At 72.7% G+C, this 23,348-nt stretch carries 20 protein-coding genes and 1 pseudogene; 13 read left to right on the top strand and 8 right to left on the bottom strand.

The window, feature by feature from the left end; all coding sequences use genetic code 11:
- Positions 1–153 precede the first annotated feature (153 nt).
- Complete coding sequence (locus ACFXPX_RS34000) at positions 154–276, bottom strand: hypothetical protein (protein ID WP_380529385.1); 123 nt, start codon at positions 274–276, stop codon at positions 154–156.
- Between ACFXPX_RS34000 and ACFXPX_RS33995 the strand changes: the two genes are divergently transcribed.
- The 3 genes and pseudogenes from ACFXPX_RS33995 to ACFXPX_RS33985 all read left to right on the top strand — a co-directional run bounded on the left by ACFXPX_RS33995 (position 224) and on the right by ACFXPX_RS33985 (position 3,585).
- Complete coding sequence (locus ACFXPX_RS33995) at positions 224–688, top strand: STAS domain-containing protein (protein WP_380644362.1); 465 nt, start codon at positions 224–226, stop codon at positions 686–688. The genes ACFXPX_RS34000 and ACFXPX_RS33995 overlap by 53 nt on opposite strands.
- A pseudogene (locus ACFXPX_RS33990) lies at positions 594–2,668 on the top strand (thioredoxin domain-containing protein). Before ACFXPX_RS33995 ends, ACFXPX_RS33990 begins: the two are co-directional and overlap by 95 nt.
- Positions 2,669–2,721: 53 nt before the next feature.
- A complete protein-coding gene (locus ACFXPX_RS33985) occupies positions 2,722–3,585 on the top strand; it encodes a GNAT family N-acetyltransferase (protein ID WP_380589691.1) in 864 nt (287 codons plus the stop codon).
- Between the two features lie 27 nt (positions 3,586–3,612).
- Here the strand turns inward: ACFXPX_RS33985 and ACFXPX_RS33980 are convergent, their stop codons facing one another.
- Positions 3,613–3,990, bottom strand: a complete 378-nt coding sequence (locus tag ACFXPX_RS33980; RefSeq protein ID WP_380529361.1) for a hypothetical protein — start codon at positions 3,988–3,990, stop codon at positions 3,613–3,615.
- 89 nt (positions 3,991–4,079) lie between these two features.
- On the opposite strand from ACFXPX_RS33980, the gene ACFXPX_RS33975 reads away from it, so the two are divergent.
- A complete protein-coding gene (locus tag ACFXPX_RS33975) occupies positions 4,080–5,753 on the top strand; it encodes an alpha/beta hydrolase (RefSeq protein ID WP_380644361.1) in 1,674 nt (557 codons plus the stop codon).
- Entirely contained in the window at positions 5,750–6,370 is a 621-nt protein-coding gene (locus ACFXPX_RS33970; RefSeq protein ID WP_380529365.1) for a hypothetical protein, read from the top strand. Before ACFXPX_RS33975 ends, ACFXPX_RS33970 begins: the two co-directional genes overlap by 4 nt.
- 10 nt (positions 6,371–6,380) lie before the next feature.
- Here ACFXPX_RS33970 and ACFXPX_RS33965 read toward each other — a convergent pair whose 3' ends face one another.
- On the bottom strand, positions 6,381–7,307 hold the full coding sequence (locus ACFXPX_RS33965) for a hypothetical protein (protein ID WP_375884874.1): 927 nt from the start codon (positions 7,305–7,307) through the stop codon (positions 6,381–6,383).
- 262 nt (positions 7,308–7,569) lie between these two features.
- Here ACFXPX_RS33965 and ACFXPX_RS33960 point away from each other — a divergent pair, with 262 nt between their 5' ends.
- Together ACFXPX_RS33960 and ACFXPX_RS33955 are read left to right on the top strand one after the other, a co-directional pair.
- Positions 7,570–8,244 carry a papain-like cysteine protease family protein gene (locus ACFXPX_RS33960; RefSeq protein WP_380529367.1) on the top strand — a complete coding sequence of 225 codons (675 nt, stop codon included), beginning with the start codon at positions 7,570–7,572 and terminating at the stop codon, positions 8,242–8,244.
- Between the two features lie 8 nt (positions 8,245–8,252).
- Positions 8,253–9,137 carry a hypothetical protein gene (locus tag ACFXPX_RS33955; protein ID WP_380644360.1) on the top strand — a complete coding sequence of 295 codons (885 nt, stop codon included), beginning with the start codon at positions 8,253–8,255 and terminating at the stop codon, positions 9,135–9,137.
- A gap of 56 nt (positions 9,138–9,193) precedes the next feature.
- On the opposite strand, the gene ACFXPX_RS33950 is transcribed toward ACFXPX_RS33955, so the two are convergent.
- Both ACFXPX_RS33950 and ACFXPX_RS33945 read right to left on the bottom strand, forming a co-directional pair.
- Positions 9,194–9,850: a TetR/AcrR family transcriptional regulator gene (locus tag ACFXPX_RS33950; protein ID WP_380644359.1), complete on the bottom strand. Its 657-nt coding sequence runs from the start codon at positions 9,848–9,850 to the stop codon at positions 9,194–9,196.
- Positions 9,851–9,858: 8 nt separating this feature from the next.
- Positions 9,859–11,391: an MFS transporter gene (locus ACFXPX_RS33945; protein ID WP_380644358.1), complete on the bottom strand. Its 1,533-nt coding sequence runs from the start codon at positions 11,389–11,391 to the stop codon at positions 9,859–9,861.
- 313 nt (positions 11,392–11,704) lie between these two features.
- On the opposite strand from ACFXPX_RS33945, the gene ACFXPX_RS33940 reads away from it, so the two are divergent.
- Positions 11,705–12,358: a hypothetical protein gene (locus ACFXPX_RS33940; RefSeq protein WP_380644357.1), complete on the top strand. Its 654-nt coding sequence runs from the start codon at positions 11,705–11,707 to the stop codon at positions 12,356–12,358.
- Here the strand turns inward: ACFXPX_RS33940 and ACFXPX_RS33935 are convergent.
- Positions 12,329–13,021: a hemolysin III family protein gene (locus ACFXPX_RS33935; protein ID WP_375884593.1), complete on the bottom strand. Its 693-nt coding sequence runs from the start codon at positions 13,019–13,021 to the stop codon at positions 12,329–12,331. The two genes, ACFXPX_RS33940 and ACFXPX_RS33935, sit on opposite strands and share 30 nt — an antisense overlap.
- 285 nt (positions 13,022–13,306) lie before the next feature.
- Here ACFXPX_RS33935 and ACFXPX_RS33930 point away from each other — a divergent pair, with 285 nt between their 5' ends.
- Complete coding sequence (locus ACFXPX_RS33930; RefSeq protein WP_375884595.1) at positions 13,307–15,133, top strand: phosphoenolpyruvate carboxykinase (GTP); 1,827 nt, start codon at positions 13,307–13,309, stop codon at positions 15,131–15,133.
- A gap of 196 nt (positions 15,134–15,329) precedes the next feature.
- Here the strand turns inward: ACFXPX_RS33930 and ACFXPX_RS33925 are convergent, their stop codons facing one another.
- Entirely contained in the window at positions 15,330–16,544 is a 1,215-nt protein-coding gene (locus ACFXPX_RS33925; RefSeq protein WP_375884597.1) for a pyridoxal phosphate-dependent aminotransferase, read from the bottom strand.
- Positions 16,545–16,861: 317 nt separating this feature from the next.
- Here ACFXPX_RS33925 and ACFXPX_RS33920 point away from each other — a divergent pair, with 317 nt between their 5' ends.
- Entirely contained in the window at positions 16,862–17,578 is a 717-nt protein-coding gene (locus ACFXPX_RS33920; protein ID WP_375884600.1) for a prepilin peptidase, read from the top strand.
- Positions 17,579–17,680: 102 nt separating this feature from the next.
- Here ACFXPX_RS33920 and ACFXPX_RS33915 read toward each other — a convergent pair whose 3' ends face one another.
- Positions 17,681–19,306 (bottom strand): chitinase, encoded by a 1,626-nt coding sequence (locus ACFXPX_RS33915; protein ID WP_380644356.1) that lies wholly within the window; start codon positions 19,304–19,306, stop codon positions 17,681–17,683.
- Between the two features lie 375 nt (positions 19,307–19,681).
- Between ACFXPX_RS33915 and ACFXPX_RS33910 the strand changes: the two genes are divergently transcribed.
- The 3 genes from ACFXPX_RS33910 to ACFXPX_RS33900 all read left to right on the top strand — a co-directional run bounded on the left by ACFXPX_RS33910 (position 19,682) and on the right by ACFXPX_RS33900 (position 23,230).
- The gene (locus ACFXPX_RS33910; protein WP_375884604.1) at positions 19,682–20,476 is read left to right on the top strand and encodes an isoprenyl transferase; all 795 of its coding nucleotides are present in this window, start codon (positions 19,682–19,684) and stop codon (positions 20,474–20,476) included.
- 228 nt (positions 20,477–20,704) lie between these two features.
- A complete protein-coding gene (locus tag ACFXPX_RS33905; protein ID WP_375884607.1) occupies positions 20,705–22,039 on the top strand; it encodes a PhoH family protein in 1,335 nt (444 codons plus the stop codon).
- A gap of 450 nt (positions 22,040–22,489) precedes the next feature.
- Positions 22,490–23,230 carry a transglycosylase SLT domain-containing protein gene (locus tag ACFXPX_RS33900; protein WP_380529380.1) on the top strand — a complete coding sequence of 247 codons (741 nt, stop codon included), beginning with the start codon at positions 22,490–22,492 and terminating at the stop codon, positions 23,228–23,230.
- The last annotated feature ends 118 nt before the right edge of the window (positions 23,231–23,348 follow it).

Below are 23,348 nucleotides of genomic sequence, written 5' to 3'. Positions count from 1 at the left end.
GGCGGGACTGTGCCCCCGCACGCGGGCCGTCAGGTCAGACGTCCGCTTCGCGGGCGCACCCCGGGCCGCCGAGACCGCGGCCGCATGGAGTACCAAGTGGCCGTCCCCGCCGAATTCGACCTGCCCGCCCCTACCATCCAGCTGCGGCCGGGATCAGGCGACCTCCTGCTGGACGCAGTGGGCGACCTCGCCCCAGGACACCGCTCGGTCGCTGGCCGCTGCTGTGGAGAGCGGGCTGAGCACGCTTGCCGTCCTGGGGGAACTGGTGGTGGACATGTCCCGGGTCGCGTTCTGCGACTCCGGCGGCCTCAACGCCCTCATCCGCGCCCGCCTGCAGGCCCGCGAAGCAGGGGCGGAGCTGCACCTGCTGTGCCCGACCGGGCTGGTCGTGGACCTGCTATGCCGTACCCGGGGCGGCCCAGGTGCTGCGCGTGAGTCCGGACCCTGCGGCGACGACCCTCGCGTCCGGGAGATCCGCGGCTCCTGTAGGGCCGCACCGGCAGACGCTACTGGCCTTGGCGTTCCTTCAGCGCGTACCCCGAGTCGCCCGAGATTGCTGGGCTGGACGGTCCGGATCGTGCGACGATGCCGGTATGAACCGACTCGCGAACGCGACGTCGCCGTACCTGCTCCAGCACGCCTCCAATCCGGTGGATTGGTGGCCATGGGGAGAGGAGGCGATCAATGAAGCCAAGCGGCGGGACGTGCCCATCCTCTTGAGTGTGGGCTATGCGTCCTGCCACTTATGCTTCTAGGAATTCATTGGTGTCATGTGATGGCGCACGAGAGCTTCGAGGACGCGGAGCTCGCCGGGTACCTGAACGAGCGGTTCGTCGCGGTCAAGGTGGACCGGGAGGAGCGGCCGGACGTCGACGCGGTGTACATGGAGGCCGTGCAGGCGGCGACCGGGCAGGGTGGGTGGCCGATGACGGTCTTCCTCACGCCGGGTAAGGAGCCGTTCTACTTCGGCACCTACTTCCCGCCCGCCCCGCGGCACGGGATGCCGTCCTTCCGGCAGGTGCTGGAGGGCGTGGACGCGGCCTGGCGGGACCGGCGGCAGGAGGTCGGCGAGGTCGCCGCGCGGATCCGGGCCGACCTCGCGGAGCGCGCCGCCGTCTACTCGGCCGGCGCCCACCACCCGCCCGCCGACGCCGACCTGCACCAGGCCCTGGTCACCCTCAGCCGGGAGTTCGACCAGGCCCGTGGCGGCTTCGGCGGGGCCCCCAAGTTCCCCCCGGCCATGGTGATCGAGTTCCTGCTCCGCCACCACGCCCGGACCGGCTCCGAGGCCGCCCTGGAGATGGCCGTCCGCACCGCCGAGGCGATGGCCCGCGGCGGCATCCACGACCAGCTCGGCGGCGGCTTCGCCCGCTACGCCGTGGACGCCGACTGGGTGGTGCCGCACTTCGAGAAGATGCTGTACGACAACGCCCTGCTGCTGCGCGCCTACCTGCACCTGTGGCGGGCCACCGGCTCCGCGCTCGCCCGCCGGGTCGCGCTGTCCACGGCCGACTTCCTGCTGCGCGAACTCCGCACACCCGAAGGCGCGTTCGCGTCCGCGCTGGACGCCGACAGCCTCGACGAGGAGACCGGCGCCTCCGCCGAGGGCGCCTACTACGTGTGGGAGCCCGGCCAGTTGGTCGACCTGCTCGGCCCGGCCGACGCGGCCACCGCCGCCCGGCTGTTCACCGTCACCGCCGACGGCACCTTCGAACACGGCACCTCCGTGCTCCAACTCCTCACCGATCCGGTGGACTTCGCCGAGTACGAGGAGATCCGGCAGCGGCTGCTCCAGGCCCGGGCGGCCCGGCCCGCACCCGCCCGCGACGACAAGGTGGTCGCCGCCTGGAACGGCCTCGCCATCGCCGCCCTCGCCGAGACCGGCGCCCTGCTGGAGCGCCCCGACCTCGTCGAGGCCGCCGAACGCGCCGCCGACCTGCTGCTCGCCGTCCACCTCACCCCCGACGGCCGGTTGCTGCGCACCTCCCGGGACGGCCGCCCCGGCACCAACGCCGGTGTCCTGGAGGACTACGCCGACACCGCCGAGGGCTTCCTCGCCCTCTACGCCGTCACCGGCGAGGCGGAATGGCTCCAACTGGCGGGCGGCCTGCTCGACACCGTGCTCAAGCACTTCACCGACGAGGACTCCGGCGCCCTCTACGACACCGCCGACGACGCCGAGGAACTCATCCGCCGCCCCCAGGACCCGACCGACAACGCCACCCCCTCCGGCTGGACCGCCGCCGCCGGCGCCCTCCTCGGCTACGCCGCGTACACCGGCTCCGAGCGGCACCGCACCGCCGCCGAACGCGCCCTCGGCATCGTCGGCGCCCTGGCCGCCCGGGCCCCCCGGTTCATCGGCTGGGGCCTCGCCGTCGCCGAGGCCCTGCTCGACGGGCCGCGCGAGGTCGCCGTCGTCGGCCCGGCCGACCACCCGGCCACCGCGGCGCTGCGCCGGGCCGCGCTGCTCGGGACGGCGCCCGGCGCCGTCGTCGCGGTCGGCGAGCCGGGCGAGGCCGCCGCCGAGGTGCCGCTGCTGGCGGACCGCCCGCTGGTCGGCGGCGCGCCCGCGGCGTACGTCTGCCGGCACTTCGCCTGCGAGGCGCCCACCACCGATCCGGCGGTGCTCGGCGAGCGGCTCGGCGTCGTCGTGGCCGTGGGCGAATAGTCGTGGGCGAATAACCGTTGGCGCACGGGCGTCGAGCGGGGTGAAGATGGTCCATGACCTGGACGCTCAGCACCTCGCTCGACGACTTCCGCCACCACGCGGGCGACTTCCTGGCCACCCGCCCGGCCGAGAACACCGTCCTGCTCACCGTCGCCCACCGGCTCGCCGGAGCCGGCCTCGACGCCTTCGGGGAGCGGCCGCCGGTCTTCGGCTGGTGGCGGGCCGGACCGGGCGGACCGGTCGAGGGCGCCTTCCTGCAGACCCCGCCGTTCGCCCCCCGGCTCTCCGCCATGCCCCCGGCTCTGGCCGCCGAGCTGGCGGTCCGCCTGGCCGAGGCCGGCCCCGGGTTCACCGAGGTCGCCGGAGTCGGCGGCGGGGCCGAGCCGGTCCGCGCCTTCGCCGAGGCCTGGACGGCCGCCACCGGCATCGACCACTCCGTCCGGGTCGAGGAGCGGCTCTACCGGCTCGGCCGGCTCACCGACCCGCCGCGCCCGCCCGCCGGCCGGCCCCGGCTCGCCGGACCGCCCGACCGGGAACTGGCGATCCGCTGGTACGAGGAGTTCCTGCGCGAAGTCGAGATCGCCCCCTCCGACGTGGCCCGGGCGGTGGACGACAAGCTGGCCTCCGGCAGCCTCCACCTCTGGGAGGACGCGGGCACCCCGGTCGCCCTGGCCGGCGCCAGCCCCGTGCTCGCCGGAATGTCCCGCATCGGCCCGGTCTACACCCCCGCCGACCGCCGCGGCCGCGGCTACGCCAGCGCCGTCACCGCGGCGGCCTCCGCCCACGCGCTCGGCCTGGGGGCGCAGGAGGTGCTGCTCTACACCGACCTCGCCAACCCGACCAGCAACTCCATCTACCAGCAGATCGGCTACCGGCCGGTGGAGGACTGCCTGGTGGTGGACTTCCGGACGCCGTAACGGAGTTGCGCGGAACGCGGCAAGGCGTCACGCGTCCCTGGTCAGGTGGACGCCGGCCACCCCGGCCACCTTCGTCTCGAAGGGGTCGTGGGACGCCGCCGCCGGTGGCGGCAGATGGTCGGCGTTCCGGTGGTCGGTGTTCCGGTAGTCGTGCGCGCAGGTGATCAGATGGCCCCCGGCGGTCTTCATGTCGGTGGCGAGCCCGTCCAGCAAGGTCTTCCACGCACTGCCGCACCCCGTCAGCGCCGCCCCGCTCTGCCACCCGGCCAGGCTCCCGGCGGCCGTGGCGCTCGGCTCCGCGAGCTTCGCCGTCTCCTCGGGGACCTTCCCGGCGACCGTCAGCGCATTGCTCCCGGCAGCGGCCAACTCGCCTGGTTTGACGGTGAATCCCGGGTCCTGTCCCATGCGGTTTCCCCCTGACAGCCGCGTCGGTCGCGGACGCTATGGTAGCTGTGAGTGTCGTGGGGGACACAGGGCACACAGGGGGTGCGGGGATGGACATCGCAAGCCTGAGGAACGCCAGACCGGCGGACCTGTACACGGCCGCAGGGGCGTACGACACCTTGTGCAAGGCCATGGCGCAACACGCCACGGACTGGAAGAGCGGCACCGCCGACCGGGCCCACGGCTCCCAGTGGTCGGGGCCGGCGGCCGACGCCGCGATGCCGGTGCTCGACGGTTTCACCGGCAAGATGCGTGCGGCGGTGACGGAGCTCGGCCTGATCGGCAAGGAGATCCGTGACTGCGCCGATGCCATGACGCTGGCCCAGGGCAGGCTCACCACCGCACTGTCGGATGCGCAGGCGAAGGGCTTCACGGTCAGCGACACCGGTGCCGTGAGCTGGCCCGCGTCGACCAACCCGTACCAGGCGCCGGACTGGGAGGCCAAGCAGAAGACAGCCGCCGACGGGATCAGCAAGCAGATCGCCAAGGCGCTGGCCGACGCGGCGGAGGCCGACGACGCCCTGACCGCCGGGCTCAACAGGTTCGCCGGGCACGCCAAGGACAAGTCGGGCCTGGACGAGAAGACGGCCGGCGCCGATGCGTACATGGAACAGTTCGGCGATGCGTCCAACCCGGAGTGGCGGCGGAACATGCCGCTCAAGGGCGCGCCTGCCACCGAGGTCAACTCCTGGTGGAAGGGGCTCGGCCCGCAGGGCCAGCAGTGGTTCCTCAGCCACCACCCGGAGGTGCTCGGCAATCTGGACGGCATTCCGGCGGAGGTGCGGGACCAGGTGAACCGCGACCAACTGGACCATCTGATGAAGGACATCAGGGACAAGAAGCCGGGGGAGCTGAACTCCGGCGAGAAGCACTTCCTCGCGCTCTACGGGCCCATCGACAAGCGCCTTTCGGAGAACACGGGGAAGGAGCCGCCGATCTACTTGCTCGGCCTCGGAAGTGAGGGCCAGGGGCGGGCGATCCTCTCCTACGGGAACCCCGACACCGCCACCGACATCTCCGCCTACGTCCCGGGGATCACCACCACCATGGCGAGCCTCGGGCCTGGTGAGAACGACGGGACCAACGAGGCGGAGAACGGTCTCAACCTCTACCGCGCCGCGAGCGGCAAGGCCCGGGCCGGCCATTCCGTCGCCTCCGTGGTCTGGCTCGGTTACGACTCGCCGGGAATGGACTTCGGAGCCGCGTCGACGAAGGCGGGCAAGGACGGTGCCCCTGCGTACGCGAACTTCCTGAGCGGAGTGCGGGCGAGCCACGAGGGCACCCAGCCCCCGCACGTCACCGCGGTCGGGCACAGTTACGGGTCGTACCTGGTCGGTCAGGCGACCAGGCTCGCCACCCAGCCGGGGTCGCACTACGTGCCGCCGGACGACGTGGTCTTCATCGGCAGCCCGGGCGTCGGTGTGGACAAGGCCGCCGACCTCAGGATGCCCGCTGGTCACGTCTGGGTCGGCGCCGCCGCCAACGACGTCGTGACGCACGCCCCGTCGAAGTTCAGCCTCGACCCGGACGAGCGCTGGTACGGCAGGGATCCGTCCAGCAAGCATTTCGGTGCGAACCGCTTCACCGTCGACGACTGGAGCCGTGGCAACCCCGTCGATGCGCACACCAAGTACCTGAACGGGCGGGGTGGGCCCTCGCTGGACAACATCGCGGCCGTCGTCACGGGTAGCGGGGGCGTCACACTGCAGGGTCAACGCGGGTGAAGCGGCCGCGACGCACGCTGGGCTGTTCCGTGGCGGCGGTGGTCGTCCTGGCCACCGGGGTGGGGCTGTTCTACAACGGGTACGGCCCGATGGCCCTGATGGACCGGGGCGCCGGCCTGCTGAGCCCGAGTGAGGCGAAGGCGCAACTCGACGAGACCCTGCGGGCGGCCATGGCAGCGATCAGCCCGCCGCTGGCCTACTCCGGCGGTTCCTACATCGTGGACCGACGTCAGGAGCACGCCGACGGCGAGCCGAACCTGCGCTCCGACGTCCGTGAAGTGGCGTTGGTCCGGACGAAGGTGGTGCCCGCGAAGGTTCCGGTGTTGTTGGACCGGATGACGCAGTTCTGGGGCGGGGATTGCCGGCGCTCCGACACCACCACGGGCAGTCAGACGACGCAGTACACCCAGCTTCACTGCCCCGGGCGGGGGAGCACCCTGGTCACGGTCTCGGTGACGACCGTCACCGCCGACTCGGCCGTGACGGTGGACCTGAGCGCGGATGCCTTCGGGGTGTACTACCGGTCCGAGCAGGACTACGGCGCCCCTCCGATCGGCGAGCGAGAGGCCGGCCGGTCCCCCGCCCCCGACGTCGACGACCCGTACTGGTCGCACTGACCTCGCCGCCTCACTCCCAGTCCCAGCGGATCCCCAGGATGCACGGGCGGATCGCCGTGGCGACCAGGTGGACGCAGTGGTGGCCGTCGAGGGTCAACTCCTCCGTCTCGTACGGGGCTGCGCCGGGGGAGTGGAGGGCGATGCGGTGGCAGCGGACGGGGAGGGCGGCGGGGTGGAAGGTGATCTGGAGGACGTACTGGCCGGCGCCGGAGTTGAAGCCGCGGACGTACTCGCAGCTGGGGGTGGGGGAGGGGGCGTCGTCGAAGCCGTAGCCGAGGAGGTGGGTGTCGCCGGCGCGCAGGCGGCGGTCGAGGAGGAGTTCGGCGGCGAGGAGGTGGTGGGTCTGGTCGCGGCGGATGCGGCCGGGGCGGCAGTTCTCCTCGGCGCGGACGCCGACGAGGGCGGTGTCGCTGCCGGGGTCGCCCTGGTGGAGGGCGAGGTAGCGGTCGATGCCGTCGCGGTGGGCGCGCAGGGCGTGTTGGGAGTCGCGGCGGGTGAGTTGGCGGTCGGGGCCGACGCGGATGCGTTCGATGTGGGTGATGGTGTGCAGGCCGGTGTCGCGGGGGCCGGCGAGGACGGCGAGCAGGCCGTCGACGGCGGTGGGCGGGGAGATCAGGTCGCGGTAGGGGCGGACGGGGGGTCCGGCGGCCGCGGCGGTGCGGCGGGGGCCGAGGAGCCGGGTGAGGGAGTGCTCGGGGAGGTCGAGGACGTCTTCGAGGGCGGCGACGGCGCGTAGTGATTCGGGGCGTTCGGGCCGGCGGCGCCCCTGTTGCCAGTAACTGAGGCTGGTGAGGCCGACGTTGACGCCGCGCAGGGCGAGGTGGCGGCGGATGCGGTGCAGGGCGAGGCCGCGGGTGGCGATGGCGGTGCGCAGGGCGAGGTGGAACGGGCCGGTGCGCAGGGCGGCGGCGAGGTCGGCTGGGTCGCTTCGGTGGATGGCGGCCTCCTGGCGGGCGCGGACCGGGTTCCGGGTTTTGACCGTGAATATTCACATCCGGGCGGCGGTTTGTCACCGGTCCGGGCAGCTCGCGCCGGGGTTTCCCGGCTGCGGTTCACATCCGCGTGGGCCCGTTCACAGCGCGGTCGGGGCCGGTCCGGGGCCGTTGACCGGGCCCGGAGTGCGGCGCGATGCTCGGGGCGCGATCCGGACCGCGCCCCCCACAGCACCTCGCTCCACTCGTGCAAGGAGGCATTCCCCCATGCCAGTTCCACGGATACGGCTGCGCCGCGCGGTCTCGCTGCTGGCCCTGGGCGTGCTGGGCCCGGCGCTGACCGCCGCGGTGAGCACCCCGGCGTCGGCCACCCCCACGGCCGCCCCCGCCCCCGCCCTCCACCGGGCCGCGCACCAGGTCCGCCCGGCGGCGGCGCCCGGCAGCACGGCCGATCTGGCCGGCACGTTCAAGAAGCTCAACATCACCATGCAGCAGCAACAGCAGACCAACTGGTGCTGGGCGGCGAGCGGGAACACCATCGCCACCTGGTTCGGCTACAACTACAGCCAGAACCAGTTCTGCAACGCCGCGTTCGGCCGCTCGGTCGACTCCAGCTGCCCCAACAGCCAGGCCTCGCTGGCCGACGTGCAGAACGGGCTGGACTGGGTCGGCATCAACCCGGGTTCGTACGTCACCGGGTACCTGCGCTACACCACCGTGCAGTCCGAGGTGGACGCCAACCGTCCGATCGAGACGCGCATCCAGTGGAGCTCGGGCGGCGGGCACATGCACGTCCTGTACGGGTACGACACCGGCAACAACTGGGTCTACTGGGGCGACCCGTGGCCGTCCAACTACCGCTACAACTGGGCGGACTACTCGTACTACGTGAACAACAACACGTTCTCCTGGACCCACTCCCTGTACCGGATCGGCGCGTGAGGACGACCATGACCGAGCTCAGTACGGCCCGCCGGGCCGCCGTCACCGTCCTGCTCGCCGCCGGCCTCGCGCTGGCGCTCGCCCCGGCCGCGCAGGCCGACGCACCCGGCGCACCCGCAGCGGGCGCACCGGCACCCGGCGCACCCGTGCCGGTGCCCGCCGCCGACCTGGCCGGGGCCCGCAGCGCCGTCCAGGACCCGGCGGTGCTCGACAAGGTGGGCCACTTCTTCGCCCGCAAGGGCGTCCCGCCGACCCGACAACTGACCATCGGTGCCGCCGAGGAGGCGAAGGCGGCGAGCGACGCGGCGCCCCGCCTGGCCGGGGACACCGTGCCGGTCTACACCCTGGACGCCGGTTTCGTGTCCGGCACCCCGGGCGCACCGGTGGCGAAGGCCGAGTTCACGGCGAGCAAGGTGGTCGCGGCGGACGGGCAGAGCGCCTCGGTCTGGACGGTCCGCCAGGGCGACTCCTGGCGGGTCGTCAACATCGCCTCCGGCGGTGACGAGAGCGACTACGCGGCGAAGGCGGCCGGCAGCGGCGGCGGTACGGCCTTCCGGGAGCCGCAGGTCAACGCCTGGTACGTGCTGCGCGACGGCCGGGTGCTGCCGCTGGACGACGAGGCCCGGCGCTCGGTGGGCGCGGGCGGGGTGTCGCTGGCCGGGTACCAGCAGCTGGTGCACCAGCGGTACGGGGACAAGCTGCCCGGCTCGGCGTACGACCGGGAGGGCAAGGGCGGCGGCTACGAGGTGAACGGCGCGGGGGCGGCCGAGGCTGCCCCGGCCGGGGCGGACGGCGGCTCGGCGCTGCCGGCCGTGACGGCGGCCGCCGCGCTCGGCGCCACCGCGCTGGTGGGTGCCGGCGCGGTACTGCGGCGCAGGCGGGGCAACCGCTGAGACCGCGACGGGGCCCGGCTCTCCACCGAGCCGGGCCCCGTCACGTCACCGTGCGCTCACACCCCGGCGAAGCCGCTCTCCAGCAGCGCGAAGGTGCGGTCGACCAAGTCGGCGATGTCCTCCCGGCCGTCCTGCGCGGCCCACTGGAGCACGGCCTCGGCGGTGGCGGCGCCGATGGCGGCGGCCGTGACCCGCATCTCGTACGTGGGGTGCTCGGCGCCCGCCCGCCGGGTGAGGACGGAGAGGTACAGCTCGTGCGGGCTGTTGCCGGTCCGGAACAGTCCGGCGCGCAGCGCGGGGACCTCGGTGACCAGCCGCATCCGGGTCAGCAGTTCCTGGCGTTCGTGCTGGAGCAGGGCGCGGATCAGGCCGATGAGGGCCTCCCGGCAGGACCGCAGGAAGGGTTCGTCGGCCGGCCGGGCGAGCAGGGCGGCGATCATCGCCGGGTCGTACTCGTCGGTCAGGACGAGGTCCTCCTTGGTGGCGAAGTACCGGAAGAGGGTGGAGGGGGAGACCTCGGCGGCGGCGGCGATCTGCTCGACCGTGGTGTTCTCGTAGCCCTGCTCGGCGAACAGGCGGTAGGCCTCGCGGCGCACGGTCTGCCGGGTCTTCAACTTCTTCCGCTCGCGCAGCGACAGCGGCGCCTCCAGCAGTGCCTGGACCGGGTTGGTCGGGGCGTCCGGGAGGGCCGCGGTCGGCTGCTCGGTCTTCATGGCCCCGATTATCGGTGATCTCCGGCGGTGGCGGGTTCGGGCCGGTCGGCGGGGGTGTCCCGGGTGGGTTCCCCGGCCGGCATCCGGGCCGCGACCAGGACCGCCGAGAACGCCGCGACCAGCCCGGCGACCAGCAGGACCAGCCCCATCCCGTGCACGTACGCCACGTGTGCCGCGGCGGCGAGTGCCGGCCGCCCGCTCTCCCGGGCGACGGCGTCGGCGGCGACCACCGACGCCCCGGCCCGGCGCGCCGCCTCGGCGGGGAGCCCGCCGGTGTCCAGCGCGCCCCGGTAGGACCCGGCCAGCAGGCTGCCGAAGACGGCGATCCCGATCGCGCCGCCGACCTGCCGCAGGGTCTGGAGCAGTCCGGAGCCGACGCCGGCCCGGGCGGGCGGCAGGGTGATCAGGGCGGAGCCCTGGGCGGTGATCAGGGCCAGGCCCATGCCGAGGCCGAGGACGGTGAGCCAGGGCGCGGCCCGCCCGTACCCGTCGGCGCTGCCGGTGCGGCTGCCGAACAGCAGGGCGGCGGCGAGCAGGGCCAGGCCGAGGGTGATCACGGTGCGGGCGCCGAGCCGCGCCACCAGCCGTTCGCTGAGCCGGGCGGCGACGAGCAGGCCGAGCATCATGGGCATCAGCCGCAGTCCGGAGCCGAGGGCGTCGGTGCCGAGCACGCTCTGGAAGTAGAGCGGCAGGACGAAGAAGGCGCCGAACAGGACGAGCGAGATCAGGGTGGCGGCGACCGAGGACCAGCGGAAGGTCGGGTCGGCGAGCAGGGCGAGGTCGAGCATCGGATCGCTTCGGCGGCGGCTGCGCAGCACCAGGGCGGTGAGCAGCACCACCGAGCCGGCCAGGGTGGTGAGCACCAGGAGGTCGGCCCAGCCGCGGTCGGAGCCCTCGATGATGCCGTAGGTGAGCGCGCCGAGGCCGGTGGCGGCGAGGGCGGTCGCGGGCAGGTCGATCCGGGGTGCGGCGGGGTTGCGGGTCTCGGGCAGCAGCAGGAGGCAGGCGACCATGCCGATCACGGTGAGCGGGACGTTGACGGCGAAGACCGAGCCCCACCAGAAGTGCTGGAGCAGCAGGCCGCCGATCAGCGGCCCGAGCGGGGCGCCGCCGGCGATCGCGGCGGAGAGGATCGCGGTGGCCCGGCGGCGCTCGCCGGCCGGGAAGATCCCGGGGATGACCGCCAGCGACATCGGCATGACCAGGGCGGCGGCCAGGCCCATCGCGGCGCGGGCGGCGACCAGGGTGCCGGGCGAGTCGGTGAGCATGCCGACGGCGGAGGCGAGTCCGAACAGGGCGAGGCCGACGGTGAGCGTGCGGCGGCGGCCGATGCGGTCGCCGAGCAGGCCGGCCGGGAGCATCGCGGCGGCGAAGACCACGGTGTAGGCGTCGACGATCCACTGCTGCTGCCCGGTGGTGGCCTGCAACTGCGAGGCCAGGGTGGGCAGGGCGACGTTGAGGATCGTCATGTCGAAGCTGATCACCAGGACGCTCAGGGCGACGGCGACCAGGGCGAGCCAGCGGCGCGGATCGGCGGGCACGGCGACCTCCAGGGACTGCGGTTCGAGAAAGCTTCTGTCAAATGACAGTAACTATCAAAAGAGGCCGACCGTCAATTCAAAATTGGTGCGATGATCTGATCACTCTCCGTGGTGTGTCCTGGAAGTGCTGCTTCCGCACAAGGAATTGACGCAACGTTGATCTGTCGTTCGCCGCCCCGGGGCGGCTCCGGGTGACTGTCGGTAGATACCATGTGGCAATCGGTCAGTGCTGGCCGGACGCGTGCCGAGAGCGGAGAAGGGGTGGGGCGGCAGGAGCCGACCACGAGCCCGGCGCCGGGAAAGGGGAGCCGAAGTGGCCGACAGTGACGACAGGCAGGCGCGTGCCCAGGTGTGGGGCGGGGCCGTGGTGGTGGGTTCCGCGCTGGCCGTGGTCGCGGCCTACCTGATCAACGGGGCGCCCCTGGTGCTCGTGGTCGCCGGGATCGAGACGCTGCTGGTCATGGTGTACGTCGGCCGGCGCTGGCAGGCGACGCACCGGCGGCCGTCCCGGGCCGGGCACCGGCCGCGGCGCGGCATCCCGGACGCCGCGCACTGCGAGCGCTGCCGCCGGGCCCGGGAGGCGCTGGACGAGCGGCAGGCGCGCGGCCGGGTCGGAGCGGCGGCCGGGTCGGTGCTGCCGGAGTCCGCGGCGGCGGTGCGCCCCGGGCGGTCACGGTCGCAGGCACAGCAGGCACAGCAGGCGCAGCAGACGCGGCAGGCGCAGCAGGCGCGGGAGACGCCGCAGGTCCAAGAGGCGCAGCGGGCACGGTCGCAGCACGCGGTCGGCCCGGAGCCGGATCCGGAGCCGGGCGCCGCCGACCACCCGCCGTACCCGCGCCGCCCGCAGGCCCGCACCGGGTACGAGCGGCCCTGGACGGCCGAACGGGCGGCCACCCGGTCCACGGACCGGACGACCGCCCGTCGGGGTGCGCCGGGTTCAGCCGGCCGCGCTGTACGCCACCAGTGAGACGCCGACGTACTGGACGATGAAGGCTCCGAGGGTGAAGGCGTGGAACACCTCGTGGAAGCCGAACCAGCGCGGTGAGGGGTTGGGCCGCTTGAGCCCGTACACCACGCCGCCGATGCTGTAGAGCACCCCGCCGACGATCATCAGCACCAGGACGGCGACCCCGCCGGTGCGCAGGAAGTCCGGCAGGAAGAAGGCGGCGGCCCAGCCCAGCGCGATGTACACCGGGGTGTACAGCCAGCGCGGCGCGCCGACCCAGAACACCCGGAAGGCGATCCCGGCGAGCGCCCCGCCCCAGGCGACCCAGAGCAGTATCTGCTGGTCGGCGCCGTTGAGCAGCAGGATCGTGAACGGCGTGTAGGTGCCCGCGATGATCAGGAAGATGTTCGCGTGGTCCAGCCGCCGGAGCACGGCGTCCCCGCGCGGGCCCCAGTCGAAGCGGTGGTAGACCGCGCTGACGCCGAACAGCAGCCAGGCGCTGACCGAGTAGACCGCGCAGGCGATCTTGGCCGGTGTGGAGTCGGCCAGGCAGATCAGCACGATCCCGGCGGCGACGGTGGCGGGGAACATCCCGGCGTGCAGCCAGCCGCGCCACTTCGGCTTGTCCTCCCGGCGCTCGGCCGGGTCCTCCCCAGTGCTCTCCGCGAGCGCAGCAGCAGTCATGGGCAGCATGCTACCTGCTACCTACGGCACCGTAGGTTACTGACGCGTAAGGAAGTGGTGCTCATCACTCTTGGACGTTTTGGAGCAATCGGAGTGTGGCGCCGCACACTCCGGCTCGGACGTGAGGGACGGGCTACTGGCCGGTAATCGTACTTACTGTAGTAAAAGATGCGTCAATTTCGCCGCAGTGCCGCGTTGGAGGCCAATAGCCGGGTCTACGCTGCAAGCACCCTCAGACCCCCGCTACGCCGTCTCCCCGCCGGGACGGCGTGAAACGGAGCGATCGTGTCGTACGAGATCTCTGCTCTCAGCGCATCCGCGCCCACCCGCCACAAGCAGCTGCTCGCTTGGGTGAGCGAGATCGCCGAGCTCACCCAGCCGGACCGCATCGAGTGGTGCGACGGTTCCGACGAGGAGTACCAGCGCCTCGCGGACCTGCTGGTGGCTCAGGGCACCTTCAAGAAGCTGAACGAGGAGAAGCGCCCCAACTCCTACTACGCCGCCTCGGACCCGTCCGACGTCGCGCGCGTGGAGGACCGCACCTTCATCTGTTCCGAGCAGGAGAAGGACGCCGGACCGACCAACCACTGGAAGGCCCCCGCCGAGATGCGCGAGGTCTTCCAGGGCGAGCAGGGCCTGTTCCGCGGCGCGATGAAGGGCCGCACGATGTACGTCGTGCCCTTCTCGATGGGCCCGGTCGGCTCCCCGCTGGCCGCGTACGGCGTCGAGATCACCGACTCCGCCTACGTCGCGGTGTCGATGCGCGTGATGACCCGCATGGGCAAGGCCGTGCTGGAGCAGCTCGGCGAGGACGGGGACTTCGTCAAGGCCGTGCACACCGTCGGCGCCCCGCTCGCCGAGGGCGAGGCGGACGTGCCGTGGCCGTGCAACAGCACCAAGTACATCTCGCACTTCCCGGAGACCAGGGAGATCTGGTCCTTCGGTTCCGGCTACGGCGGCAACGCCCTGCTCGGCAAGAAGTGCTACGCGCTGCGCATCGCCTCGACCATGGCCCGTGACGAGGGCTGGCTGGCCGAGCACATGCTCATCCTCAAGCTCACCCCGCCGTCCGGTGAGGTCAAGTACGTCGCGGCCGCCTTCCCGTCGGCCTGCGGCAAGACCAACCTGGCCATGCTCCAGCCGACCATCCCGGGCTGGAAGGTCGAGACCATCGGCGACGACATCGCCTGGATGCGCTTCGGCGCCGACGGCCGCCTGTACGCCATCAACCCCGAGGCCGGCTTCTTCGGCGTCGCCCCCGGCACCGGCGTGGACACCAACGCCAACGCCATCGACACCCTCTGGGGCAACACCGTCTTCACCAACGTCGCCCTCACCGACGACGGCGACGTGTGGTGGGAGGGCCTCACCGAGGAGCCCCCGGCACACCTCACCGACTGGCGCGGCAACGACTGGACCCCCGAGTCCGGCACCCCCGCCGCCCACCCGAACGCCCGCTTCGCCGTCCCGGCCGCGCAGTGCCCGACCATCGCCCCCGAGTGGGAGGACCAGGCGGGCGTGCCGATCTCGGCGATCCTGTTCGGCGGCCGCCGGGCCACCGCCGTCCCGCTGGTCACCGAGTCCTTCGACTGGCAGCACGGCGTCTTCCTGGGCGCCAACATCGCCTCCGAGAAGACCGCCGCCGCCGAGGGCACCGTCGGCGAGCTGCGCCGCGACCCGTTCGCGATGCTGCCGTTCTGCGGCTACAACATGGGCGACTACTTCGCCCACTGGCTGGAGGTCGGCGCCCAGGCGGACGCCGCCAAGCTGCCGAAGATCTACTACGTCAACTGGTTCCGCAAGAACACCGAGGGCAAGTTCGTCTGGCCCGGCTACGGCGAGAACAGCCGCGTGCTCAAGTGGATCGTCGAGCGCCTGGAGGGCACCGCCGACGGCGTCGAGACCCCGATCGGCGTGCTGCCGAAGGTCGAGGGCTTCGACCTGGGCGACCTCAAGCTGTCCGAGGAGGACCTCGACCTGCTCTTCACCGTGGACGCCGACATCTGGCGCCAGGAGGCCGCGCTGGTGCCGGCCCACCTGGAGCTGTTCGGCGACCACACCCCGAAGGAGCTGTGGGACGAGTACCGGAGCCTGGTCGCGCGCCTCGGCTGAGCCTGAGCCTCAGCCGAGCGAGAGGTCGGCGCGCGGCACGAACCGCGCGCCGACCGAGTGGCAGGACGGCCGGAGTTCCGCCGGGTGGTCTTTCCCCGACCAAGGAGACCACCCGGGCCCGGGACTCCGGCCGTAGTGTTTTCCCGCGCGTGCTCCCCACGCGCGTTTCCCCGCCGGTAGGGCGGGTCACGGCGGGTCAGGGCTGGGTGTAGCCGCTGAGGAAGTCGCCGATCCTGGTCACCGCGTCGGTGATCTCCTCCGGCCGCGGCAGCGTGACCAGCCGGAAGTGGTCCGGCTCGGGCCAGTTGAAGCCGGTGCCCTGGACCAGCAGGATCCGCTGGGAGCGCAGCAGGTCGAGCACCATCTGGGCGTCGTCCTTGATCTTGTAGACCTTCGGGTCCAGCCGGGGGAAGGCGTACAGCGCGCCCTTCGGCTTGACGCAGCTCACGCCCGGGATCTGGTTGAGCAGCTCGTACGCGGCGTCGCGGGAGGCGAGCAGCCGGCCGCCGGGCAGCAGCAGGTCCTTGATCGACTGCCGTCCGCCGAGCGCGGCGGCCACCGCGTGCTGGGCCGGCATGTTGGCGCACAGCCGCATCGAGGCGAGCACGGTCAGGCCCTCGATGTAGCTGCGGGCGCGCTGCCGGTCGCCGGAGAGCACCATCCAGCCGGAGCGGAAGCCCGCGACCCGGTAGGCCTTGGACAGTCCGTTGAAGGTGACGCAGAAGAGGTCCGGGGCCAGGGTGGCCAGCGGGACGTGCTCGGCGTCGTCGTAGAGGATCTTGTCGTAGATCTCGTCCGCGTAGACCACCAGCTGGTGCCGGCGGGCGATCTCGGCGATGCCCTCCAGCACCTCGCGCGGGTAGACCGCGCCGGTCGGGTTGTTCGGGTTGATCACCACGATGGCCCTGGTCCGGTCGGTGACCTTGGCCTCGATGTCGGCGAGGTCCGGGTACCACTCGGACTGCTCGTCGCAGCGGTAGTGCACCGCGGTGCCGCCGGCCAGCGAGACCGAGGCCGTCCACAGCGGGTAGTCCGGCGCGGGGACGAGCACCTCGTCGCCGTCGTCCAGCAGCGCGGTCATGGCGAGCTGGATCAGCTCGGAGACGCCGTTGCCGAGGAAGACGTCGTCGACCGAGAGGCCGTGCAGGCCGCGGTCCTCGTAGTGCATCACCACGGCGCGGCGGGCCGAGAGCAGGCCCTTGGAGTCGCCGTACCCGTGCGCGTTCGCGAGGTTGCGCAGGATGTCCTGGAGGATCTCCGGGGGCGCCTCGAAACCGAAGGTGGCCGGGTTGCCGGTGTTGAGCTTGAGGATGCGGTGGCCCTGTTCCTCCAGCCGCATCGCCTCGTCGAGCACCGGGCCGCGGATGTCGTAGCAGACGTTGGCGAGCTTGCTGGACTGGATGACCTGCATGCCTGCCTACTTTAGGGGCACGCCGGGGCCCGGCGCCGGGTGTCCGGGGAGACGGCTCGCCGGGCTCGGAAGGGCTTCCTTGGATCGCCAGGCGGGGGTGTCGAACGGCCTTCCAAACCGCTGCCCGAATGTCCGTAATGCTCGTGTATGCGAGGAACGCCGTCGATCTCTGCGGTGGATTCTTCGCCGGAACGAGACGGACGGCACACCGGCCGTCTGTCCCGGGCGGGAAGATGGGGCCGGTCGGTCGGCCGGCGGGGAGAAGCCGTCGGGGAGGGGCCGACCGGGAGAAGTCGACGGGGAAGCGGGGAGTGCCGGTGGTGACGGTCGTGGCCGGAGCGGTGCTGGCCGCTCTCCTGGTGGCTCCCGCGCTGCGCGCGCTGGTCGCCCGGTTCGCCGTGCCCGAGGGTGAACCCTGGTGCGAGGCCTGCCCGTTGTGCGGGCGCCCGGTGGGGCGGCTGCTGCCGCCGACCGGTCGCTGCCCGGGCTGCCGGGAGCGGCTGGGGGCCGGCCCGGGGGCGGTGGAGGCGGTCGCCGCGGCGGTCGCGGTCGCGGTCGCCTGCGCGGCGGACGGCCCGCAGGCGGCGGCGCTCGCCTGGGCGGGCGCGCTCGGGGTGGCGCTCGGCTTCACCGACGCCCGGGTGCGCCGGCTGCCGTACCGGCTGACCGGGCCGCTGCTGGCCGGGGTGGCCGTGCTGCTGGCGGTGGCGGCCCTGGCCGAGGGGCGCCCGGGGGTGCTGCTGCGCTGCCTGCTGGTCGCGCTGGCGGTCGGCGCGCTGCTCGAAGTGGCCGTCCAGATCGGCGCGTTGGGCCCCGGTGACTCGCCGCTCGGGCTCGCCCTGGGCGGGCTGCTGGGCTGGTACGGCTGGTGGGTCGCGATCGGCGGGCTGGCCGCCGCGGTGGTGCTCGCCGGCCTGTGGGGCACCCTGCGGGTCGCCGCCCTGCTGGTCCGCCGTCGCCCGTGGCGCGGGCTGGAGGTCCCGGTCGGCCCCTTCCTGCTGCTGGGCGCGCTCACCGCGGTGCTCGCGCGGTAGCGGAAGGGCCCGCCGTACCGGACCGGTACGACGGGCCCCGCCGTCGGCGCGCCGGCCCCACCCTCAAGGAGTGGCGCGCCGTGGGGAGTCGGGCCGAGTGCCTCAGGGCATCTTGTGGACGAACGGGCCGACCGTGTTGGAGAAGGCGTTGCCGTTGTTGGCGTCCCAGTTGGTGGACCAGGTCATCGCGCCCCGGATGGTGGGCCACTTGGCCGGCGGCACGAAGCTGCCGCAGTTGTTGCCGGTGGCCAGGCAGTTGAGCGCGTTGTTCACCACCGACGGGTCGACGTAGCCGCCGCCGGCCGCCTTGCCGGAGGCCGGGACGCCGATGCCGACCTGGTCGGGCCGCAGGCCGCCCTGGATGTGGGTGCAGACCTGCGAGGTGATGAAGTCGATCGTGCCCTGGTTGTAGACCTTGCCGTCGCAGCCGTTCATGCCGCCCGAGTTGTAGAACTGGGTGTTGACGACGGTCAGGATGTCCTTGGTGGCCAGCGCCAGCTGGAAGTAGGCGCCGGCGGTGCTGTACATCCCGATGGTCTCGGGGGCCATGGTCAGCACGAAGCCGGGGCCGACCTTGGCCTGCAGGGAGTGCAGCGCGGCGCCGAGCGGGCCGGCCTGGACGCCGTTCTCCAGGTCGACGTCGACGCCGTCGAAGCCGTAGTCCTTGATGATCGCGTAGGCGCTGTCGGCGAAGTTCGCCCCGGCGGTGGCGTCGCCGACGGTGATCGCGCCGTTCTGGCCGCCGATGGAGAGGACGACCTTCTTGCCGGCCGCCTGCTTGGCCTTGATGTCGGCGCGGAACTGGGCGTCGGTGTAGCCGCCGAGCGCCTTGGACAGGGCCGGGTCCAGGGTGAAGCTGATCGCGCCGGTCCGGGTCGGCACGGCGTCGGCGAAGGAGACCGCGATGATGTCGTACGCGCTCTGCACGTCGCCCAGGCGCTGCGGGGTCGAGCCGTTGTCGAAGTTCTGCCAGTAGCCGGTGACCGCGTGGGCCGGCAGGCCGGTGGCCGGCGGGGTGGTGCCGGTCGGGGTCGGGGTCGGGGTCGGGGTCGGCGTGGCCGTGGGGGTGGGCGTCGTGGTGGGGGTCTGGGTCGGCGTCGCGGTCGGGGTCGGGGTCGCCGTGGCGGTCGGGGTGGCGGTGGCCGTCGGCGTCGGGGTCGGCGTCGGGGTGGCCGTCGGGGACGGCGTGGAGGTGCCGCCCGGGCCGACCAGCGCGACGTCGTCGGCGAGGTAGGCGCTCTGCCCGTACCAGCCGTGCAGGTAGACGGTGACGCTGGTGGCGTTCGCCCCGGTGGTGAAGGTGCTGGTCAGCTGGTTCCAGCTGGTCTGGTTCGACCAGGTGGACGGGTCCGTCCCGCCGGTGCCGCGCGCACCGAGGTAGACGTACGGGCCCTGCACCCAGGCGCTCAGGGTGTAGCTGGTGTTGGGCAGCACGCTGATGGTCTGGGTGCACTCCGCGGTGTCGCCCGCGCCCGGGGCGGCCTGCAGCGCACCGGTACCGGAGTGGACCGGCGCGGACACCGCGGCCGCGCCGCCGGTGCAGGACCAGCCGGACAGTCCGCTCTCGAAGCCGCCGTTGGTGACCAGGTTGCCGTCCGCCGCGCTGGCGCCGCCGGCGAAGAGGGCGAGGCCGCCGCCGGCCAGGGCGAGGGCGGTGGCGCCGGCCGCGAGGGCCGGCAGGGGGCTGCGCCGGCGCCGGTGCGCGGGCTGCTGCGGGGTACGGGCCATGGGGTGACGCTCCTGGGGGAGGAGCGGCCGCCGCGGTGGGGGGCGCGGCGGCCGCGTGTGGGGGAGGGGAGGTCCGCGGGTGACTCCGGGGGCGGGATTGTTTCGTTCCGCCTCGGGTCAAAAGCTGGACTAGACCATTGCCGGTCGTCAAGGACGTGACAACCGGCTTACGGCTCCCTTAAGGAATCGGAGACCGTTCCGTGTCCACCCCGGGCACACCGCCCCGCAGGCCCTGACACACCCGTCGCGACAGACTTCGTACAGGACCGTGACCAGACCGCTACCTGCGGCTTTACCGCGTGCCTGCGCGCGGGAGTAGGCTGCGCCGGGGCGGTGACGCACCTGCCTGAACGAGTACGGAGGGGCCGGGAAACCATGGGTCTGCGCGATGTCGCCGAACGGACGCCGGGGCTGCGCACCCTGCTGGGCGGGATGTACGGGCTCTACGGCCGACGGGTCGAGGTCCACCTCGCGCGCACCCCGCACCACATCGGCGTGATCCTGGACGGCAACCGCCGCTGGGCCAAGGCCGCCGGCGGCTCCACCGCGTACGGCCACCAGCGCGGCGCCGACAAGATCAGTGAGTTCCTCGGCTGGTGCGACGAGACCCACGTCAAGGTCGTCACCCTGTGGATGCTCTCCACCGACAACCTGGACCGCCCCGCCGACGAGCTGGTCCCGCTGCTCGGCATCATCGAGGACGCCGTCACCGGCCTGGCCGCCGCCCGCCGCTGGCGGGTCAACCCGGTCGGCGCGCTGGACCTGCTCCCCCAGCACACCGCCGACGTGCTCAAGCGCGCCGCCGAGGAGACCGCCGGGATCGACGGCATCACCGTCAACGTCGCGGTCGGCTACGGCGGCCGGCACGAGATCGCCGACGCCGTCCGCTCGCTGCTCCAGGAGCACGCCGGGCGCGGCACCCCGATCGAGGAACTCGCCGAGATCCTGACCGTCGAGCACATCTCCGAGCACCTCTACACCGCCAACCAGCCCGACCCGGACCTGATCATCCGCACCTCGGGCGAGCAGCGGCTGTCCGGATTCCTGCTCTGGCAGAGCGCCCACAGCGAGTTCTACTTCTGCGAGGCGTACTGGCCGGCCTTCCGCAAGGTCGACTTCCTGCGCGCGCTGCGCGCCTTCGAGCAGCGGAACCGGCGGCTCGGCCTCTGATCAGGGCCCCTCGGCCGCGCCTCCGGGCGAAATGACCGCCGTAGGCCTGGCCTACCCGGGCCGCGCGCGAGGCCAAACGTTCACCGGCAATGATCCGTCAGTTCGCCGGGGGCGCGAATGCACCGCCCCCCGCCTGGGAATACTCCAGTCAGTCCGGTCCCGAGGCCACCGGGGCAGCGGGGGCCGGCTTGCCGCGGATGACGCAGGGTCATCCGCTCTGGAGGCCTAGTGGTCAGTTCGAAGAGCCGCCGGACACCAGACCGGCGCACGTACGTTCTCGACACCAGCGTGCTCCTGGCGGACCCGCTCGCCATGACCCGCTTCGAGGAGCACGAGGTCGTCCTCCCGGTGGTGGTCGTCACCGAGCTGGAGGCCAAGCGCCACCACCCCGAGCTGGGCTACTTCGCCCGCCAGGCGCTGCGCCTGCTCGACGACTACCGCATCCGCCACGGCCGGCTCGACGAGCCGATCCCGGTGGGCGAACTGGGCGGGACGATCCGGGTCGAGCTCAACCACTCGGACGTCTCGATACTGCCGGCCGGCTACCGGGCCGGCGGGGGCGAGGCGGACACCCGGATCCTGGCGGTCGCCCGCAACCTCCAGGCCGAGGGCTACGACGTCACCGTCGTCTCCAAGGACCTCCCGCTGCGGATCAAGGCCAGCTCGGTGGGCCTGCTCGCCGAGGAGTACCGGGCCGAGCTCGCGATCACCTCCGGCTGGACGGGCATGTCCGAGCTGCACGTCGGGGCCGAGCAGGTCGACGCGCTGTTCGCGGCCGGCCACGACGCCGCGGTGGACATCGACGGGGTCGAGGAGCTCCCGGTGCACACCGGGCTGGTGCTCACCTCGGAGCGCGGCCGGGCACTCGGCCGGGTCACCGGGGACGGGCGGGTCCGGCTGGTGCGCGGCGAGCGCGAGGCGTTCGGGCTGCGCGGGCGCAGCGCCGAACAGCGGGTGGCGCTGGACCTGCTGCTCGATCCGGACATCGGCATCGTGTCGATGGGCGGCCGGGCCGGGACGGGCAAGTCGGCGCTGGCGCTGTGCGCCGGGCTGGAGGCGGTGCTGGAGCGGAGGCAGCACCGCAAGGTGATGGTCTTCCGGCCGTTGTACGCGGTCGGCGGCCAGGAGCTCGGCTACCTGCCCGGCAGCGAGGCGGAGAAGATGGGCCCCTGGGCCCAGGCGGTCTTCGACACCCTCTCGGCGGTCACCACCCCCGACGTGATCGAGGAGGTCATCGGCCGCGGGATGCTGGAGGTGCTGCCGCTGACCCACATCCGGGGGCGTTCGCTGCACGACGCCTTCGTGATCGTGGACGAGGCCCAGTCGCTGGAGCGGAACGTCCTGCTGACGGTGCTGTCCCGGATCGGCCAGGGTTCGCGGGTGGTGCTCACCCACGACGTGGCGCAGCGGGACAACCTCCGGGTCGGCCGGTACGACGGCGTGGTCGCGGTGGTGGAGAAGTTGAAGGGGCATCCGCTCTTCGCGCACATCACGCTCACCCGCTCGGAGCGGTCGCCGATCGCGGCACTGGTCACGGAGATGCTGGAGGACATCAACCCGTGAACCACCCCTGAGCGGGACATAGTCGGACAATAGGTTCAACTTGTGGCGCGGGGTCCGCTCCTGACGGAGCGGGCCCCGCCCCTTTCATCACATCGAGTGCTTTCTGTCCGAAGAACTTCCCTACGGTGAATGTGACATGCGCCACGCAGGCGGGAATTGCGTCGACAGTGCCCGGTGCGGCATGGTGTGGGTTCTGTCAGGCCCCGCGTACGGCGCGGCAGGGCTTCCGCTCGTTGGAGGCTCGGCCCGGGAAGGTCCGCCAACTCCGGTCGGTGGACACACAATTGAAGACCGTTGAGCCGTACGCCGCCCGATTCCAACGCCCGGTCGCCTCATTCCGACCGGACGCCGGGCCAGTACCTCCCGTGACCAGAGCACCTGCGGAGGTCCGTGCCAAGGGGCATGTTGCGTCCGCACGGTCACGCGTGGGCGATGCTGGAAGGAATCCATGTGACTCGGATCTCGGTCCGGGGAGTTGCTGTGGCCTCTGCCACCGCGGTCACCGCTGTCGGTGCCGTCGTGGGTATGGCCTCGGGCAGCGAGGTCAAGGCTGCGCAGACGGTCGACGTCGCCGGCGCGACCCTGCTCGCCGAAGTCCCCTCTGGCTCCCAGGCACAGGCCGCAAGTGACAACATCGGCCAGCAGGCGACCGCCCAGCAGGCCTCCGCCGACGCCGCCGCCAAGGCTGCCGCCGAGCAGAAGGCCGCCGAGGAGGCCGCGCGCCAGAAGGCCGCCGCGGACGCCCAGGCGAAGGCCGACGCCCAGGCCAAGGCCGACGCGGACAAGGCCGCCAAGGCCGCCGCCGACCAGCGTGCCGCCGCCGACGCCGCCGCCAACCGCTCCAAGGCGCGGTCGGCGATGTCCGCGGTGGACAACAGCGCGCCCCCCGTCTCGGTCAGCCCCGGTTCCGTCCAGGACACGGCCCGGCAGATCGTCGGCAACGACGCCCAGTTCCAGTGCTTCAGCCAGATCGTGAAGCGCGAGAGCGGCTGGGACTACACCGCGACCAACAGCAGCTCCGGCGCCTACGGTCTGGTCCAGGCGCTGCCCGGCTCCAAGATGGCCTCGGCCGGTGCCGACTGGCGCACCAACCCGGCCACCCAGATCAAGTGGGGCCTCAGCTACATGAACAGCCGCTACGGCAGCCCCTGCGGTGCCTGGTCGTTCTGGCAGGCCCACAGCTGGTACTAGGAGGACCGCCGCCCCGGGCGGCGCCACTCCCCGCGGCCCCCGGCCGCTCGTCCTGTTCGACGAGCAGCCGGGGGCCGCGGCGTTCCCGGGCACGCCGTGCGCGGCGGCCGGGGAAGGG

The organism is Kitasatospora sp. NPDC059146, from assembly GCF_042786665.1.
Classification (GTDB): domain Bacteria; phylum Actinomycetota; class Actinomycetes; order Streptomycetales; family Streptomycetaceae; genus Kitasatospora.
The sequence above is the reverse complement of the archived record's forward strand: the minus strand, read 5'-3'. Positions and strand labels throughout refer to the sequence as shown.